This is a genomic window from Pseudomonas fluorescens, assembly GCF_001307275.1.
Taxonomy (GTDB): domain Bacteria; phylum Pseudomonadota; class Gammaproteobacteria; order Pseudomonadales; family Pseudomonadaceae; genus Aquipseudomonas; species Aquipseudomonas fluorescens_AA.
The window spans coordinates 4,394,505-4,408,005 of sequence record NZ_CP012831.1 but is presented as its reverse complement, the minus strand read 5'-3'; the positions used below and the strand labels follow the sequence as shown (position 1 = coordinate 4,408,005).

11 protein-coding genes and 1 pseudogene are annotated in these 13,501 nt (G+C 61.4%); 8 read left to right on the top strand and 4 right to left on the bottom strand.

The genetic code is table 11. From position 1 onward, the window contains the following. Window positions 1-245 precede the first annotated feature (245 nt). Complete coding sequence (locus tag AO356_RS19680; RefSeq protein WP_060741154.1) at window positions 246-1,100, bottom strand: glycine betaine ABC transporter substrate-binding protein; 855 nt, start codon at window positions 1,098-1,100, stop codon at window positions 246-248. Window positions 1,101-1,524: 424 nt separating this feature from the next. Between AO356_RS19680 and AO356_RS19675 the strand changes: the two genes are divergently transcribed. Both AO356_RS19675 and AO356_RS19670 read left to right on the top strand, forming a co-directional pair. Beyond that, entirely contained in the window at window positions 1,525-2,823 is a 1,299-nt protein-coding gene (locus AO356_RS19675) for a serine/threonine protein kinase (protein WP_060741153.1), read from the top strand. Next, window positions 2,816-3,604, top strand: a complete 789-nt coding sequence (locus tag AO356_RS19670; protein WP_060741152.1) for a VacJ family lipoprotein — start codon at window positions 2,816-2,818, stop codon at window positions 3,602-3,604. The genes AO356_RS19675 and AO356_RS19670 overlap by 8 nt, the downstream gene beginning before the upstream one ends. Window positions 3,605-3,736: 132 nt before the next feature. Here AO356_RS19670 and AO356_RS19665 read toward each other — a convergent pair whose 3' ends face one another. Beyond that, window positions 3,737-4,651 (bottom strand): DUF808 domain-containing protein, encoded by a 915-nt coding sequence (locus tag AO356_RS19665; RefSeq protein ID WP_060741151.1) that lies wholly within the window; start codon window positions 4,649-4,651, stop codon window positions 3,737-3,739. Window positions 4,652-4,783: 132 nt separating this feature from the next. Here AO356_RS19665 and AO356_RS19660 point away from each other — a divergent pair, with 132 nt between their 5' ends. Beyond that, window positions 4,784-5,389, top strand: coding sequence for a TetR/AcrR family transcriptional regulator (locus AO356_RS19660; protein ID WP_014339596.1), 606 nt, complete (start codon window positions 4,784-4,786; stop codon window positions 5,387-5,389). Window positions 5,390-5,521: 132 nt separating this feature from the next. Here AO356_RS19660 and AO356_RS19655 read toward each other — a convergent pair. Both AO356_RS19655 and AO356_RS19650 read right to left on the bottom strand, forming a co-directional pair. Continuing rightward, a pseudogene (locus AO356_RS19655) lies at window positions 5,522-5,977 on the bottom strand (REP-associated tyrosine transposase); the annotation flags it as partial. 211 nt (window positions 5,978-6,188) lie between these two features. After that, window positions 6,189-6,629, bottom strand: coding sequence for a GlcG/HbpS family heme-binding protein (locus AO356_RS19650; protein WP_060741150.1), 441 nt, complete (start codon window positions 6,627-6,629; stop codon window positions 6,189-6,191). Between the two features lie 267 nt (window positions 6,630-6,896). On the opposite strand from AO356_RS19650, the gene gcl reads away from it, so the two are divergent. From gcl to pyk, 5 genes are all read left to right on the top strand, one after another. After that, window positions 6,897-8,672, top strand: a complete 1,776-nt coding sequence (gene gcl, locus AO356_RS19645; protein WP_060741149.1) for a glyoxylate carboligase — start codon at window positions 6,897-6,899, stop codon at window positions 8,670-8,672. 136 nt (window positions 8,673-8,808) lie between these two features. Then, window positions 8,809-9,591 (top strand): hydroxypyruvate isomerase, encoded by a 783-nt coding sequence (hyi, locus tag AO356_RS19640; protein WP_060741148.1) that lies wholly within the window; start codon window positions 8,809-8,811, stop codon window positions 9,589-9,591. A 154-nt stretch (window positions 9,592-9,745) separates the two neighbouring features. After that, on the top strand, window positions 9,746-10,636 hold the full coding sequence (locus AO356_RS19635) for a 2-hydroxy-3-oxopropionate reductase (protein ID WP_060741147.1): 891 nt from the start codon (window positions 9,746-9,748) through the stop codon (window positions 10,634-10,636). Between the two features lie 143 nt (window positions 10,637-10,779). After that, window positions 10,780-12,060 (top strand): glycerate kinase type-2 family protein, encoded by a 1,281-nt coding sequence (locus AO356_RS19630; RefSeq protein ID WP_060741146.1) that lies wholly within the window; start codon window positions 10,780-10,782, stop codon window positions 12,058-12,060. Next, window positions 12,050-13,465, top strand: coding sequence for a pyruvate kinase (pyk, locus tag AO356_RS19625; RefSeq protein WP_060741145.1), 1,416 nt, complete (start codon window positions 12,050-12,052; stop codon window positions 13,463-13,465). The genes AO356_RS19630 and pyk overlap by 11 nt, the downstream gene beginning before the upstream one ends. Window positions 13,466-13,501 lie beyond the last annotated feature (36 nt).

The following is a 13,501-nucleotide window of genomic DNA, read 5'->3' as shown; positions in this document are numbered from 1 at the left end:
TAGAACGACATGACGGTTTTGCCAGTTTCCCGCACATTTCTCGTAATCCCCCCTGTGGGAGCGAGCCTCTGTGGGAGCAAGGCTTGCCCGCGATGCAGGCACCTCGCTTGAACTTGAGACCTAGGCGATGCCATCGCGGGCAAGCCTTGCTCTCACAGGGCTCGGTGTAGAACCCAGGAATTGCAGGCACAAAAAAACCGCATGACACAACGTCATGCGGCTTCGGAACAGTCAAACCAGGCTAATTACTTGCCGGTCCACTCCTTCACGCGGTCCGGGTGCTTGGCGACCCAGTCCTTGGCAGCGGCGTCCGGCTTGGCGCCTTCCTGGATCGCCAGCATGACTTCGCCGATCTCGTCTTTCGACGCCCACTGGAATTTCTTCAGGAACTCGGCCACTTCCGGGGCCTTGGTGCCCAGCTCCTTGCTGCCGATGCTGTTTACAGTCTCAGCCGCGCCGTAGACGCCTTTCGGGTCTTCCAGGAAGCGCAGTTTCCACTTGGCGAACATCCAGTGCGGCACCCAACCGGTGACCGCGATGGATTCGTTTTTCTTCTCGGCACGGGTCAGCTCGGCGATCATGCCGGCGCCGGAACTGGCCTTGAGTTGATAACCGGTCAGGTCGTAATCCTTGATTGCCTGTTCGGTCTTGAGCATCACGCCTGAACCGGCGTCGATGCCGACGATGCGCTTCTTGAAGGAGTCGTCGGTCTTGAGATCCTCGAGCGACTTGGCCTTGACGTACTCCGGCACGATCAGGCCGATTTTTGCGTCCTTGAAGTTGGGGCCGTAATCGACCACTTGATCCTTGTTCTTGGTCCAGTAGTCGCCGTGGGTCACTGGCAGCCAGGCCGACAGCATCGCATCGAGTTTGCCGGTGGCCACGCCTTGCCACATGATCCCGGTCGCGACCGCTTGCAGCTTCACGTCATAACCGAGTTTTTGCTTGATCACTTCGGCGGCCACGTGGGTGGTCGCGACGCTGTCGGACCAGCCGTCAACGTAACCGATGCTCAGGGTTTTGGTTTCGGCGCTGGCCAAGGTGGAACTGACGGCCAGTACCAGTGCGGCACCTGCGCCCAAGAGTCGTCGCATCTTCATCGTTACTTCCCCGAAAGTGCTGCGCCCGACGGATGTCGGGCGGCGTCAACGTATAGTTATGATGCTCAGCGCCCCCATCACGCTCGCCCTCAAACCGGTCTGAACGCCAGTGGAGTACTGACAGGATTGATCATCAACCTGTGCCGTTCCGCAACCTGCTCTGTCTGCGACGTCGAGGCAACGAGAAACGACATCAGAACGCCAGCTACTGTTTCCGGGCAATTTGCGCTTTCTCACACGTGAGATTTGCAGGCCAAATCCGGTAAATGCCAGATAACTAGCCGCCACTGCGCATGACCGTGTATCGTCCCGCTACTATCGCGCCCCGTCCGTGCCTGTTTTGTGCCCGTCATGGCACTTGGCTCCGCTTCGGTGGTCATAGGCTGCGAACTTCATTCGGCACCTTCCTCTAAGGGATCCAGTCATGCTCCGTTCCTTGCGCTTCGCTGCCCTCCTCGGCGGCCTTATCCTGAGTGCGTCCGCGCTGGCGGCAGATATTGACGCCGCCAGCTATGGCTACCCCTTGACCAACCCGTTCGAGGCGACCATCGCCACCACGCCGCCGGACCTGCGTCCGGAGCTGCCGCTGATCGAAGACATCAATCAGGCCGACCACAGCCTGACCCTGCGCCCGGAACGCGAGTTCATCCTGCCGGACAACTTCTGGCCGGTTAAAAGCCTCACCTACCGCATGGCTACCCAGGACAAGCCCGCGCCGCTGATCTTCCTGATCGCCGGCACCGGTGCGCGCTACGACAGCACCCTCAACGAATACCTCAAGCGCCTCTACTACAAGGCCGGCTACCACGTGGTGCAGTTGTCCTCGCCCACCAGTTTCGACTTCATGAGTGCCGCGTCGCGCTTTGCCACGCCGGGCATTTCCAAGGAAGACGCCGAGGACATGTACCGGGTGATGCAGGCCGTGCGCGCGCAGAACCCCAAGCTGCCAGTGACCGAGTACTACCTGACCGGCTACAGCCTCGGCGCCCTGGATGCGGCCTTTGTCGCCCACCTGGACGAAACCCGGCGCAGCTTCAATTTCAAGAAAGTGCTGCTGCTGAACCCGCCGGTGAACCTCTACACCTCGATCACCAACCTGGACAAACTGGTCCAGACCGAGGTCAAGGGCATCAACAGCACCACGACCTTCTATGAACTGGTACTGAACAAGCTGACCCGTTACTTCCAGCAAAAAGGCTACATCGACCTCAACGACGCCCTGCTCTACGACTTCCAACAGTCCAAGCAGCACTTGAGCAATGAACAGATGGCGATGTTGATCGGCACCTCGTTCCGTTTCTCGGCAGCCGACATCGCGTTCACCTCGGACCTGATCAACCGTCGCGGCCTGATCATCCCACCCAAGTTCCCGATTACCGAAAGCACCAGCCTGACGCCGTTCCTCAAGCGTGCGCTGCAATGCGATTTCGACTGTTACCTCACCGAGCAGGTGATCCCGATGTGGCGCGCACGCACCGACGGCGGCAGCCTGCTGCAACTGGTCGACCAAGTCAGCCTGTACGCGCTGAAGGATTACCTGCACGACAGCCCGAAGATTGCCGTCATGCACAATGCCGACGACGTCATTCTCGGCCCGGGCGACCTGGGCTTCCTGCGCAAGACCTTTGGCGATCGCCTGACGGTTTATCCACTGGGCGGCCACTGCGGCAACCTTAACTACCGCGTCAACAGCGACGCCATGCTGGAGTTTTTCCGTGGCTAAATATCTGCTGCTTATCGCTGCGTTAATGAGTGCGGGCATGGTCCACGCCGACAACAGCAAAGCCAACGCGCCTGTGGTGGTGGATTCGGACGGCTTCAAGGAACCGCTGACCAAACTCAAGTTCAACCCGGGGCTGGACCAGCGCGAGTTCGAGCGCTCGACCCTCAACGCGTTGAACGTCTATGACCCGCTGGAATCCTGGAACCGCCGGGTCTATCACTTCAACTACCGCTTCGACCAATGGGTCTTCCTGCCCATCGTCGATGGCTATCGCTACATTACCCCAGGCTTCGTGCGCACCGGGGTCAGCAACTTCTTCAACAACCTGGGGGACGTGCCGAACCTGATGAACAGCCTGCTGCAATTCAAGGGCAAGCGTTCAATGGAAACCACGGCGCGGCTGCTGCTCAACACCACCGTGGGCATCGCCGGCCTGTGGGACCCGGCCACCGCCATGGGCCTGCCGCGCCAGAGCGAAGACTTCGGTCAGACCCTGGGCTTCTATGGCGTGCCAGGCGGCGCGTATTTCGTACTGCCGATCTTCGGCCCGTCGAACCTGCGCGACACCTCTGGCCTGCTGGTGGACTACACGGCCGAATCGGCGATCAACTTCCTCAACGTCGCCGAAGTCAGCTCCAACCACCCGGAACTGCTGCTCCTGCGCGGCGTGGACAGGCGCTACCAGACCAGCTTCCGTTATGGCCAACTGAACACGCCGTTCGAGTATGAAAAGGTGCGGTACGTGTACACCGAGTCGCGCAAGTTGCAGATCGCCGAGTAACTTTCGACCACCCCAAACCCACTGTGGGAGCGAGCTTGCTCGCGATAGCGCTCTGTCAGACAACATAAATGTTGAATGTCAGGCCCTCATCGCGAGCAAGCTCGCTCCCACAGTTGTCATGGGTTGCCAGTCTTAGCCTTTCAGCGCTTTCCAGAGCTTGCCGACCACCATCACCCCCGCCAACACCGCCGCCCCGGCAACGATCCCGGCCACGGCATTGAGCAGCGTCGGCACGATAAACCCGGCACCACCGGCACTGGCTGCCACGCCTTCGATCCAGTGATGCACCACTGGCACGCCATGGGTCAGGATGCCACCGCCCACCAGGAACATGGCCGCAGTGCCGATCACCGACAGGCTTTTCATCATGTAGGGTGCCGCCCTCAGGATCGCACCGCCGATGCTTTTGGCGGCCTGGCCTGGCTTCTGCGTCAACCAGAGTCCCAGGTCATCGAGCTTGACGATCCCGGCCACCAGACCATAGACGCCAACGGTCATGACGATGGCGATGCCCGACAGGACGATCACCTGCTGGGTCAGTGCTGCGTCAGCGACGGTGCCGAGGGTGATCGCGATGATTTCGGCCGAGAGAATGAAGTCGGTGCGCACCGCGCCCTTGATCTTGTCCTTTTCAAAGGCCACCAGATCGACCGCCGGATCCGCCACCGCCTCGACCAGTTGCGCATGTTCGGCCTGGTCCTCGGCCTTGCTGTGAAGGAACTTGTGGGCAAGTTTTTCGAACCCTTCGAAACACAAATAGGCGCCGCCCACCATCAACAAGGGCGTCACCAACCAAGGAACGAAGGCGCTGATCGCCAGCGCCGACGGCACCAGGATCAATTTATTGATGAACGACCCCTTGGCCACCGCCCACACCACTGGCAGCTCCCGCTCGGCACGCACACCCGACACTTGCTGGGCATTGAGCGCCAGGTCATCGCCGAGCACGCCGGCGGTTTTCTTGGCGGCCATCTTGGTCATCAGCGCCACATCGTCGAGCACGGTGGCGATGTCGTCGATCAGTACCAGCAAACTGCTTCCAGCCATGGAGGGGGCTCCTTGAATAATAATGCCGCGCAGCATACCGCGAGCCGCGGCGCCTTGGGGCATTCTTGAGCGCCGCGCGAAGCCGGTGCTACCATGCGCCACCGCCAGAACAGGCAAGGAACCCCTGGGTTTATGAGCACAATCCGCGAGCGCAACAAAGAATTGATCCTGCGTGCCGCCAGCGAAGAATTTGCCGACAAGGGCTTCGCCGCGACCAAGACCAGCGACATCGCGGCCAAGGCCGGCCTGCCCAAACCCAACGTCTACTACTACTTCAAATCCAAGGAAAACCTCTACCGCGAGGTGCTGGAAAGCATCATCGAGCCGATTCTCCAGGCCTCGACCCCGTTCAATGCCGACGGCGTGCCCGGCGAGGTGCTGAGCCATTACATCCGCTCCAAGATCCGCATCTCCCGCGATCTGCCCTTCGCCTCGAAAGTCTTCGCCAGCGAAATCATGCACGGCGCCCCCCACCTGAGCCCCGATCTGGTGGAACAACTCAACGCCCAGGCCCGGCACAACATCGACTGCATCCAGACCTGGATCGACCGCGGCCAGATCGCCCCCATCGACCCCAACCACCTGATGTTCAGCATCTGGGCCGCCACCCAGACCTATGCCGACTTCGACTGGCAGATCAGCGCCGTGACCGGCAAGGCGAAGCTGGATGAAGCGGATTACGAAGCGGCGGCGCAGACGATCATTCGGTTGGTGTTGAAGGGGTGTGAGCCAGACTGAAGACCGAGTTGCCTTCAATCGTGAGCAAGCTCGCTCCCACACTGGGTTTGCGGTGTCTAGGCATCATGTGTCCAGCATCAACCCTGTGGGAGCGAGCTTGCTCGCGATTGAAGGCACCTCGACTTCAGATTGAACCCATATTGCATCCCACAGTGGATAGTCACCCAATCGCGTCACCAGACCTGCCCGCAGCGGGTTGGCGACAACATAGCGAGCGAGCTTGACCAAGTCCTCCTCGCGCCGCAGCGCTCGGTCATGGTATCCCTGTTGCCACAGGCTACCTTGTCGTCCAGTGGACAGGTTCACCGCCCGAGCACTCAAGGACTTGGTTTTTTGCATCAACTCATTCAACGAGCCTTGCTGCAATTCGATCAACCAATGGAAGTGATCAGGCATAACCACCCAAGCCAATGACTTCGCCCATTTCTTATCCTGGGCAAACCGAAATTGTTCAACGACCAATCTGCCTAAAGCGAAGTCCTGGAAAATCGGCTTTCGCTCAACCGTGTTAGTGGTCAATAAATAGATTCGACTCAACTCACCGTAACGGCCAATGCGCAAGCGATGTGAAGCAGGTAGATCAGGCATTCCTTCGCCTCTCCAATAATCAGGTCATCAAAGGCTAGGCCAGTTGATTTTTGGATGCCGGGCTGACTCTTGGCTGGATGTGTCTGACAGATCGTCATCGCGAGCAAGCTCGCTCCCACACTGGGTTTGCGGTATTTAGACACTATGTGTCTGGCATCAAACCTGTGGGAGCGAGCTTGCTCGCGATGGCGCCAGTCCATTCACCCCAAAATCAAGCAACCACCCCCACATCCGCCCTCAACTGCAACGCCTCCACCGCCCTGACCGCCACCTGCTCATCCACATCCGAAACATCACCACTGACACCAATCGCCCCCAGCACCCTCCCGTCCTGATCCCTGATCAATACCCCACCCGGGGCCGGTACGACGTTGCCCTGCCCTAACCCATTCAAGGCGGCAAAGAACGCCGGGCGTTGTTGGGCGTCCTGGGCGAGCAGGCGCGAGCCTTTGCCCAGGGCGATGGCGCCCCAGGCCTTGCCGATGGCGATCTGCGGGCGAAGCAGGCTGGCGCCGTCTTCGCGCTGCAAGGCAATCAGGTGTCCGCCACTGTCCAGGACCGCGACGGTCAAGGGCGCAGCGCTGATTTCACGACCGGCGGCAAGGGCTTGCCCGGCCAGGTTGACGGCGACTTTCAAGGTTAGAGCGCTCATGGGTGCTGTCCTTCTTTTGTTATGGAAAAGCCTTTTGGCTTCACTTTCAGAAAAACCGAACCTCACAAATAGAACACAACACTGAATATTTTTGTATACAATAATTTTCACAAATCGCCTTAACTGATGAAGTAGAGCAGCAAAACCTGACCTTCCGACGAATGAAACAGGTGCTTGAGGAAATGGATTGACCTTCGTCGTTCGCCATGAATACACTCTGCACAAAGCCACTTGTATACAATTACAAAACGTAAGAGGCACAAAACCATGAGCAAAATGAGAGCAATCGAAGCCGCCGTTCTGGTGATGCGCCGTGAAGGCGTGGACACGGCCTTCGGCATCCCGGGTGCCGCGATCAACCCGCTGTACTCCGCCCTGCAGAAGGTGGGTGGCATCGATCATGTCCTCGCTCGCCACGTTGAAGGCGCCTCGCACATGGCCGAGGGTTACACCCGGACCAAGGCCGGCAATATCGGTGTATGCATCGGCACTTCGGGCCCGGCCGGCACCGATATGGTGACCGGCCTCTACAGCGCTTCGGCCGATTCGATCCCGATTCTGTGCATCACCGGGCAAGCCCCCCGCGCCCGTATGCACAAGGAAGACTTTCAGGCTGTGGATATCACCAGCATCGTCAAACCCGTGACCAAGTGGGCAACCACCGTGCTGGAGCCAGGCCAGGTGCCGTATGCCTTCCAGAAGGCGTTCTTCGAAATGCGCTCCGGCCGCCCGGGCCCGGTGCTGATCGACCTGCCGTTCGACGTGCAGATGGCTGAGATCGAGTTCGACATCGACGCCTATCAACCGCTGCCGCTGGCCAAACCCGCGGCCAATCGCGTGCAGATCGAGAAAGCCCTGGCGATGCTCAATCAGGCTGAGCGTCCATTGCTGGTGGCCGGCGGCGGCATCATCAACGCCGATGCCAGCGACCTGCTGGTGGAGTTCGCCGAACTGACCGGTATCCCAGTCATCCCCACCTTGATGGGCTGGGGCACCATTCCCGACGATCATCCGCAGATGGTCGGCATGGTCGGCCTGCAAACATCCCACCGCTACGGCAATGCGACCTTGCTCAAGTCCGACGTGGTGCTGGGCGTCGGTAACCGCTGGGCCAACCGTCACACCGGTTCGGTGGACGTCTACACCGAAGGCCGCACGTTCATTCATGTGGACATCGAGCCGACTCAGATCGGCCGCGTCTTCACCCCTGACCTGGGCATCGTTTCCGACGCCGCCTCGGCCTTGACGGTGTTCATCGAAGTGGCCCGCGAATGGCAAGCCGCCGGCAAACTGAAAAACCGTAGCGCCTGGCTGCAGGACTGCCAGCAACGCAAGGCCAGCCTGCAGCGCAAGACTCACTTCGACAACGTGCCGGTCAAGCCACAGCGGGTGTACGAAGAAATGAACCAGGTGTTCGGCAAGGACACCTGCTACGTCAGCACCATCGGCCTGTCGCAGATCGCCGGGGCGCAGTTCCTCCACGTCTACAAACCACGCCACTGGATCAACTGCGGCCAGGCCGGTCCCTTGGGTTGGACGATTCCGGCGGCGCTGGGGGTGGTCAAGGCCGATCCGAGCCGCAAGGTCGTGGCGCTGTCGGGCGACTATGATTTCCAGTTCATGATCGAAGAGCTGGCGGTGGGTGCGCAGTTCAAGCTGCCCTACATCCATGTGGTGGTGAACAATTCCTACCTGGGCCTGATTCGCCAGGCCCAGCGCGGGTTCGACATGGACTATTGCGTGCAACTGTCCTTCGACAACCTCAACGCCCCGGAACTCAACGGCTATGGCGTGGACCACGTTGCCGTGGCCGAGGGCCTGGGGTGCAAGGCGCTGCGGGTGTTCGAACCGGCGGGTATCCAACCGGCGCTGCGCCAGGCCCAAGCGATGATCGAGGAGTTCAAGGTGCCGGTGATCGTCGAGATCATCCTGGAGCGGGTGACCAACATCTCCATGGGCACCGAGATCAATGCCGTCAATGAGTTTGAAGACTTGGCGCTTGTGGGCAACGATGCACCGACCGCCATTTCGTTGCTCGATTGACCGACCGGCGTCCCTGTGGGAGCGAGCTTGCTCGCGATGACGGCGCTACATTCAACCTGGATGCAAGCAGACACACCGCTATCGCGAGCAAGCTCGCTCCCACAGGGGGCCTGATAAACATTCACAGGAGACCACCATGCCGCGTTTCGCCGCCAACCTGTCCATGCTGTTCACCGAGCAGGATTTCCTCGCCCGTTTCGAAGCCGCCGCCAAGGCTGGCTTCAGTGGTGTCGAATACCTGTTCCCCTATGACTACAGCTCCGCCGAACTCAAGGCCTTGCTCGACGCCAACGGCCTGACCCAAGTGCTGTTCAACCTGCCGGCCGGCGACTGGGCCAAGGGCGAACGTGGCATCGCCTGTCTGCCGGACCGGGTCGAGGAGTTCCGCGCCGGTGTCGACCTGGCCATCGCCTATGCCCAGGTGCTGGGCAACACGCAGGTCAACTGCCTGTCGGGGATTCGTCCGCAGAACTGCAGTGAAACCCTGGTGGAGAAAACCTTCGTCGCCAACCTGAAATACGCCGCCGAAAAGTTGCAGGCCAAAGGCATCAAGCTGGTGATGGAAGCCATCAATACCCGCGACATTCCTGGCTTCTACCTGAACAACACCGCCCAGGCCTTGTCGATCCGGGAGCAGGTGGGCAGCGCCAACCTGTTCCTGCAATACGACATCTACCACATGCAGATCATGGAAGGTGACCTGGCCCGGACCCTGTCGGCACACCTGGGCGAGATCAACCATGTGCAACTGGCGGACAACCCGGGCCGCAACGAGCCGGGCACGGGGGAAATCAACTACCGCTTCCTGTTCGAACACCTGGACCGCATCGGCTACCAGGGTTGGGTCGGCTGTGAATACAAGCCGCTGACCACCACCGAAGCAGGCCTGGGCTGGCTGAAAACCCATAACGCGATCTGATGCAGTTCCCCCTTGTGGGAGCGAGCTTGCTCGCGATGGCGTCAGTCCAGTCACTCATTTCCTGGCTGACACACCGTCATCGCGAGCAAGCTCGCTCCCACAGAAAGCACTCCCTCATTTGCTTGAAGCAATACAAAAACAAGAGGATTTTCCCATGGCTAAAATCGGATTCATTGGCACCGGCATCATGGGCCACCCCATGGCACTGAACCTGCAAAAGGCCGGCCACAGCCTGTTCCTGTCCCAGCACCACGACGCGGCTCCGGCCGACCTGCTGGCCGGTGGCGCGGTGGCGTTGGCCAACCCGAAGGAAGTGGCCCAGGAAGCCGAGTTCATCATCGTCATGGTCCCGGACACGCCGCAGGTCGAGGACGTGCTGTTGCGCGCCGACGGCATAGCGGCGGGCGTGGGCGCGGGCAAGGTGGTGATCGACATGAGTTCGATCTCCCCCACCGCCACCAAGGCGTTCGCGGCGAAGATCAATGAAAAAGGCGCGCAGTACCTCGATGCCCCGGTCTCCGGTGGTGAAGTCGGTGCCAAGGCTGCGACCCTGAGCATCATGGTCGGTGGCGACAGCGCCGCCTTCGAGCGGGCCCTGCCGCTGTTCCAGGCCATGGGCAAGAACATCACCCTGGTGGGCGGCAATGGCGATGGCCAGACCGCCAAAGTGGCGAACCAGATCATCGTCGCCCTGAACATCCAGGCGGTGGCCGAAGCGTTGTTGTTCGCCGCGAAAAACGGTGCCGACCCGGCCAAGGTCCGTGAAGCACTGATGGGCGGTTTCGCGTCGTCGAAGATCCTCGAAGTACACGGTGAACGCATGATCAAGGGCACCTTCGACCCGGGCTTCCGCATCAGCCTGCACCAGAAGGACCTGAACCTGGCCCTGCAAGGCGCCAAGGAACTGAACATCAACCTGCCCAACACCGCCAACGCCCAACAAGTGTTCAGCACCTGCGCGGCCATTGGCGGCAGCCACTGGGATCACTCGGCGCTGATCAAGGGGTTGGAGCATATGGCCAATTTCTCGATTCGCGACAAATAGACCCTGCCCCCCTGTGGGAGCGAGCTTGCTCGCGATAACGGTAGCCCAGCCAACATCTTTGTTGAATGTAAAACCGCTATCGCGAGCAAGCTCGCTCCCACAGGGTTCGCATCAACACTAATAATAAAAACCGGGAGCCCGCCATGTCGGTCGATCCGCAACAACTGCTGCGCGAGCTGTTTGCCACAGCCATCGATGCGGCCCATCCGCACCACGTCCTTGAGCACTACCTGCCCAGCGACCGCAGCGGCCGAGTGATCGTCATTGGCGCCGGCAAGGCCGCGGCGGCCATGGCGCAAGTGGTCGAGCGCTGCTGGCAGGGTGAAGTGTCCGGCCTGGTGGTAACCCGCTACGGCCATGGCGCGCCCTGCCAGAAAATAGAAGTGGTGGAAGCCGCCCACCCGGTGCCTGACGCCGCGGGCCTGGCCGTGGCCCAGCGAGTCCTGGAGCTGGTGAGCAATCTCAGCGAAGACGACCGGGTGATCTTTCTCTTGTCCGGCGGCGGCTCCGCCCTGCTCGCCTTGCCAGCCGAAGGCATCACCCTGGCCGACAAGCAATCGATCAACAAAGCCTTGCTCAAGTCCGGTGCGACCATCGGCGAGATGAATTGCGTGCGCAAGCACCTCTCGGCAATCAAGGGCGGGCGCCTGGGCAAGGCCTGCTGGCCGGCGACGGTGTACACCTACGCGATTTCCGATGTGCCGGGCGACCTGGCCACGGTCATCGCATCCGGCCCCACGGTGGCCGACCCCAGTACATCGGCCGAAGCCCTGGCGATTCTCCAGCGCTACCGCATCGATGTGCCGGCATCGGTGCGCGACTGGCTGCACAGCCCAGCGTCGGAAACCGTCAAGCCCGGCGACCCGAGCCTGGCCTGCAGCCACTTCCAATTGATCGCCCGTCCCCAGCAATCCCTGGAAGCCGCAGCGGTGAAGGCTCGCCAAGCCGGTTTCAGCCCGTTGATCCTCGGCGACCTGGAAGGCGAATCCCGGGAGGTGGCGAAAGTCCACGCCGGCATCGCCCGGCAAATCGCCCTGCACGGCCAGCCGCTGGCGGCACCGTGCGTGATTCTCTCCGGCGGCGAAACCACCGTCACCGTGCGCGGCGATGGCCGTGGCGGGCGCAATGCCGAATTCCTGCTGAGCCTGACCGACAGCCTCAAGGGCCATCCCGGCATTTATGCACTGGCTGGCGACACCGACGGCATCGACGGTTCCGAAGACAACGCCGGCGCCCTCATGACCCCGGACAGCTATCGCCGCGCTGCCGAACTGGGCCTGTGCGCCAGCGACGAGTTGGATAACAACAATGGCTACGGCTACTTCGCCGCCCTGGATGCGCTGATCGTCACCGAACCGACCCGCACCAACGTCAACGACTTTCGCGCCATCCTGATCCTCGAGAACCCCAAACATGACGCCTGATAAAAAGGTCAAGATCCTCGCGACCCTCGGCCCCGCCACCCGAGGCATCGATGACATCCGCGAGCTGGTACAGGCCGGCGTGAACATCTTCCGCCTGAACTTCAGCCACGGCGACCATGCCGACCACGCCCAGCGCTACCAGTGGATCCGTGACGTCGAGCAGCAGCTCAATTACCCCCTGGGCATCCTGATGGACCTGCAAGGCCCGAAGCTGCGGGTTGGCCAGTTCGCCGACGGCAAGGTCCTGCTGCAACGGGGCCAGGCCCTGCGCCTGGACCTGGACCCGACGCCGGGTGATCAACGCCGGGTCAACCTGCCCCACCCGGAAATCGTCGCGGCCCTGGAGCCCGGCATGGACCTGTTGCTGGACGACGGCAAGTTGCGCCTGCGCGTGACCGCCAGACACCGCGACGCCATCGACACCGAAGTGCTCAACGGCGGCGAACTGTCGGACCGCAAAGGCGTGAACGTGCCCCAGGCCGTGCTCGACTTGAGCCCGTTGACCGCCAAGGACCGGCGCGACTTGAGTTTCGGCCTGCAGCTGGGCGTGGACTGGGTAGCGTTGTCGTTCGTGCAGCGGCCCGAGGACATCCGCGAGGCTCGCGCGCTGATCGGCAACAAGGCGTTCCTGATGGCGAAGATCGAGAAACCGTCGGCGGTGGCCCAACTGCGGGAAATCGCCGAATTGAGCGACGCGATCATGGTCGCCCGCGGCGACCTGGGGGTCGAAGTCCCGGCCGAAAGCGTGCCGCAGATTCAGAAAAACATCATTGGCACCTGCCGCGCCCTGGGCAAACCGGTGGTGGTGGCCACCCAGATGCTCGAGTCGATGCGCTTTTCCCCGGCGCCCACCCGCGCCGAAGTCACTGACGTTGCCAACGCCGTGGCCGAAGGGGCTGATGCGGTGATGCTGTCGGCGGAAACCGCCTCAGGGGATTACCCCCTTGAAGCCGTGCAGATGATGAGCAAGATCATCCGCCAGGTGGAAAACGGTCCCGACTACCAGGCGCAACTGGACGTCAGCCGAGCGAAAGCCGAGGCCACGGTGTCGGATGCCATCAGCTGCGCGATCCGGCGCATCAGCAGCATCCTGCCGGTGGCGGTGCTGGTGAACTACAGCGAATCAGGCAGCTCCAGCCTGCGCGCGGCGCGGGAACGGCCGACGGTGCCGATCCTCAACCTCACGCCGAACCTGCAGGCCGCCCGCCGCCTGACGGTGGCCTGGGGCGTGCACTCGGTGGTCAATGATCGGTTGAAGCAGGTGGACGAAGTCTGTTCCACCGCCCTGGAAATCGCCCAGGCCCAAGGCATGGCCCAGCGTGGCGATACCTTGCTGATCACCGCGGGCGTACCGTTCGGGCAGCCGGGGTCGACCAACTCGCTGCGCATCGAGACGTTGATCTAGCGTCTGTACTGGCCTCATCGCGAGCAAGCTCGCTCC

Excerpts from the sequence above, each read along its gene's own strand:
- AO356_RS19680 (WP_060741154.1), bottom strand. The coding sequence starts at position 1,100 with ATGAAGATGCGACGACTCTTGGGCGCAGGTGCCGCACTGGTACTGGCC.
- AO356_RS19675 (WP_060741153.1), top strand. The coding sequence starts at position 1,525 with ATGCTCCGTTCCTTGCGCTTCGCTGCCCTCCTCGGCGGCCTTATCCTG.
- AO356_RS19665 (WP_060741151.1), bottom strand. The coding sequence starts at position 4,651 with ATGGCTGGAAGCAGTTTGCTGGTACTGATCGACGACATCGCCACCGTG.
- AO356_RS19660 (WP_014339596.1), top strand. The coding sequence starts at position 4,784 with ATGAGCACAATCCGCGAGCGCAACAAAGAATTGATCCTGCGTGCCGCC.
- AO356_RS19650 (WP_060741150.1), bottom strand. The coding sequence starts at position 6,629 with ATGAGCGCTCTAACCTTGAAAGTCGCCGTCAACCTGGCCGGGCAAGCC.
- gcl (WP_060741149.1), top strand. The coding sequence starts at position 6,897 with ATGAGCAAAATGAGAGCAATCGAAGCCGCCGTTCTGGTGATGCGCCGT.
- hyi (WP_060741148.1), top strand. The coding sequence starts at position 8,809 with ATGCCGCGTTTCGCCGCCAACCTGTCCATGCTGTTCACCGAGCAGGAT.
- AO356_RS19635 (WP_060741147.1), top strand. The coding sequence starts at position 9,746 with ATGGCTAAAATCGGATTCATTGGCACCGGCATCATGGGCCACCCCATG.
- AO356_RS19630 (WP_060741146.1), top strand. The coding sequence starts at position 10,780 with ATGTCGGTCGATCCGCAACAACTGCTGCGCGAGCTGTTTGCCACAGCC.
- pyk (WP_060741145.1), top strand. The coding sequence starts at position 12,050 with ATGACGCCTGATAAAAAGGTCAAGATCCTCGCGACCCTCGGCCCCGCC.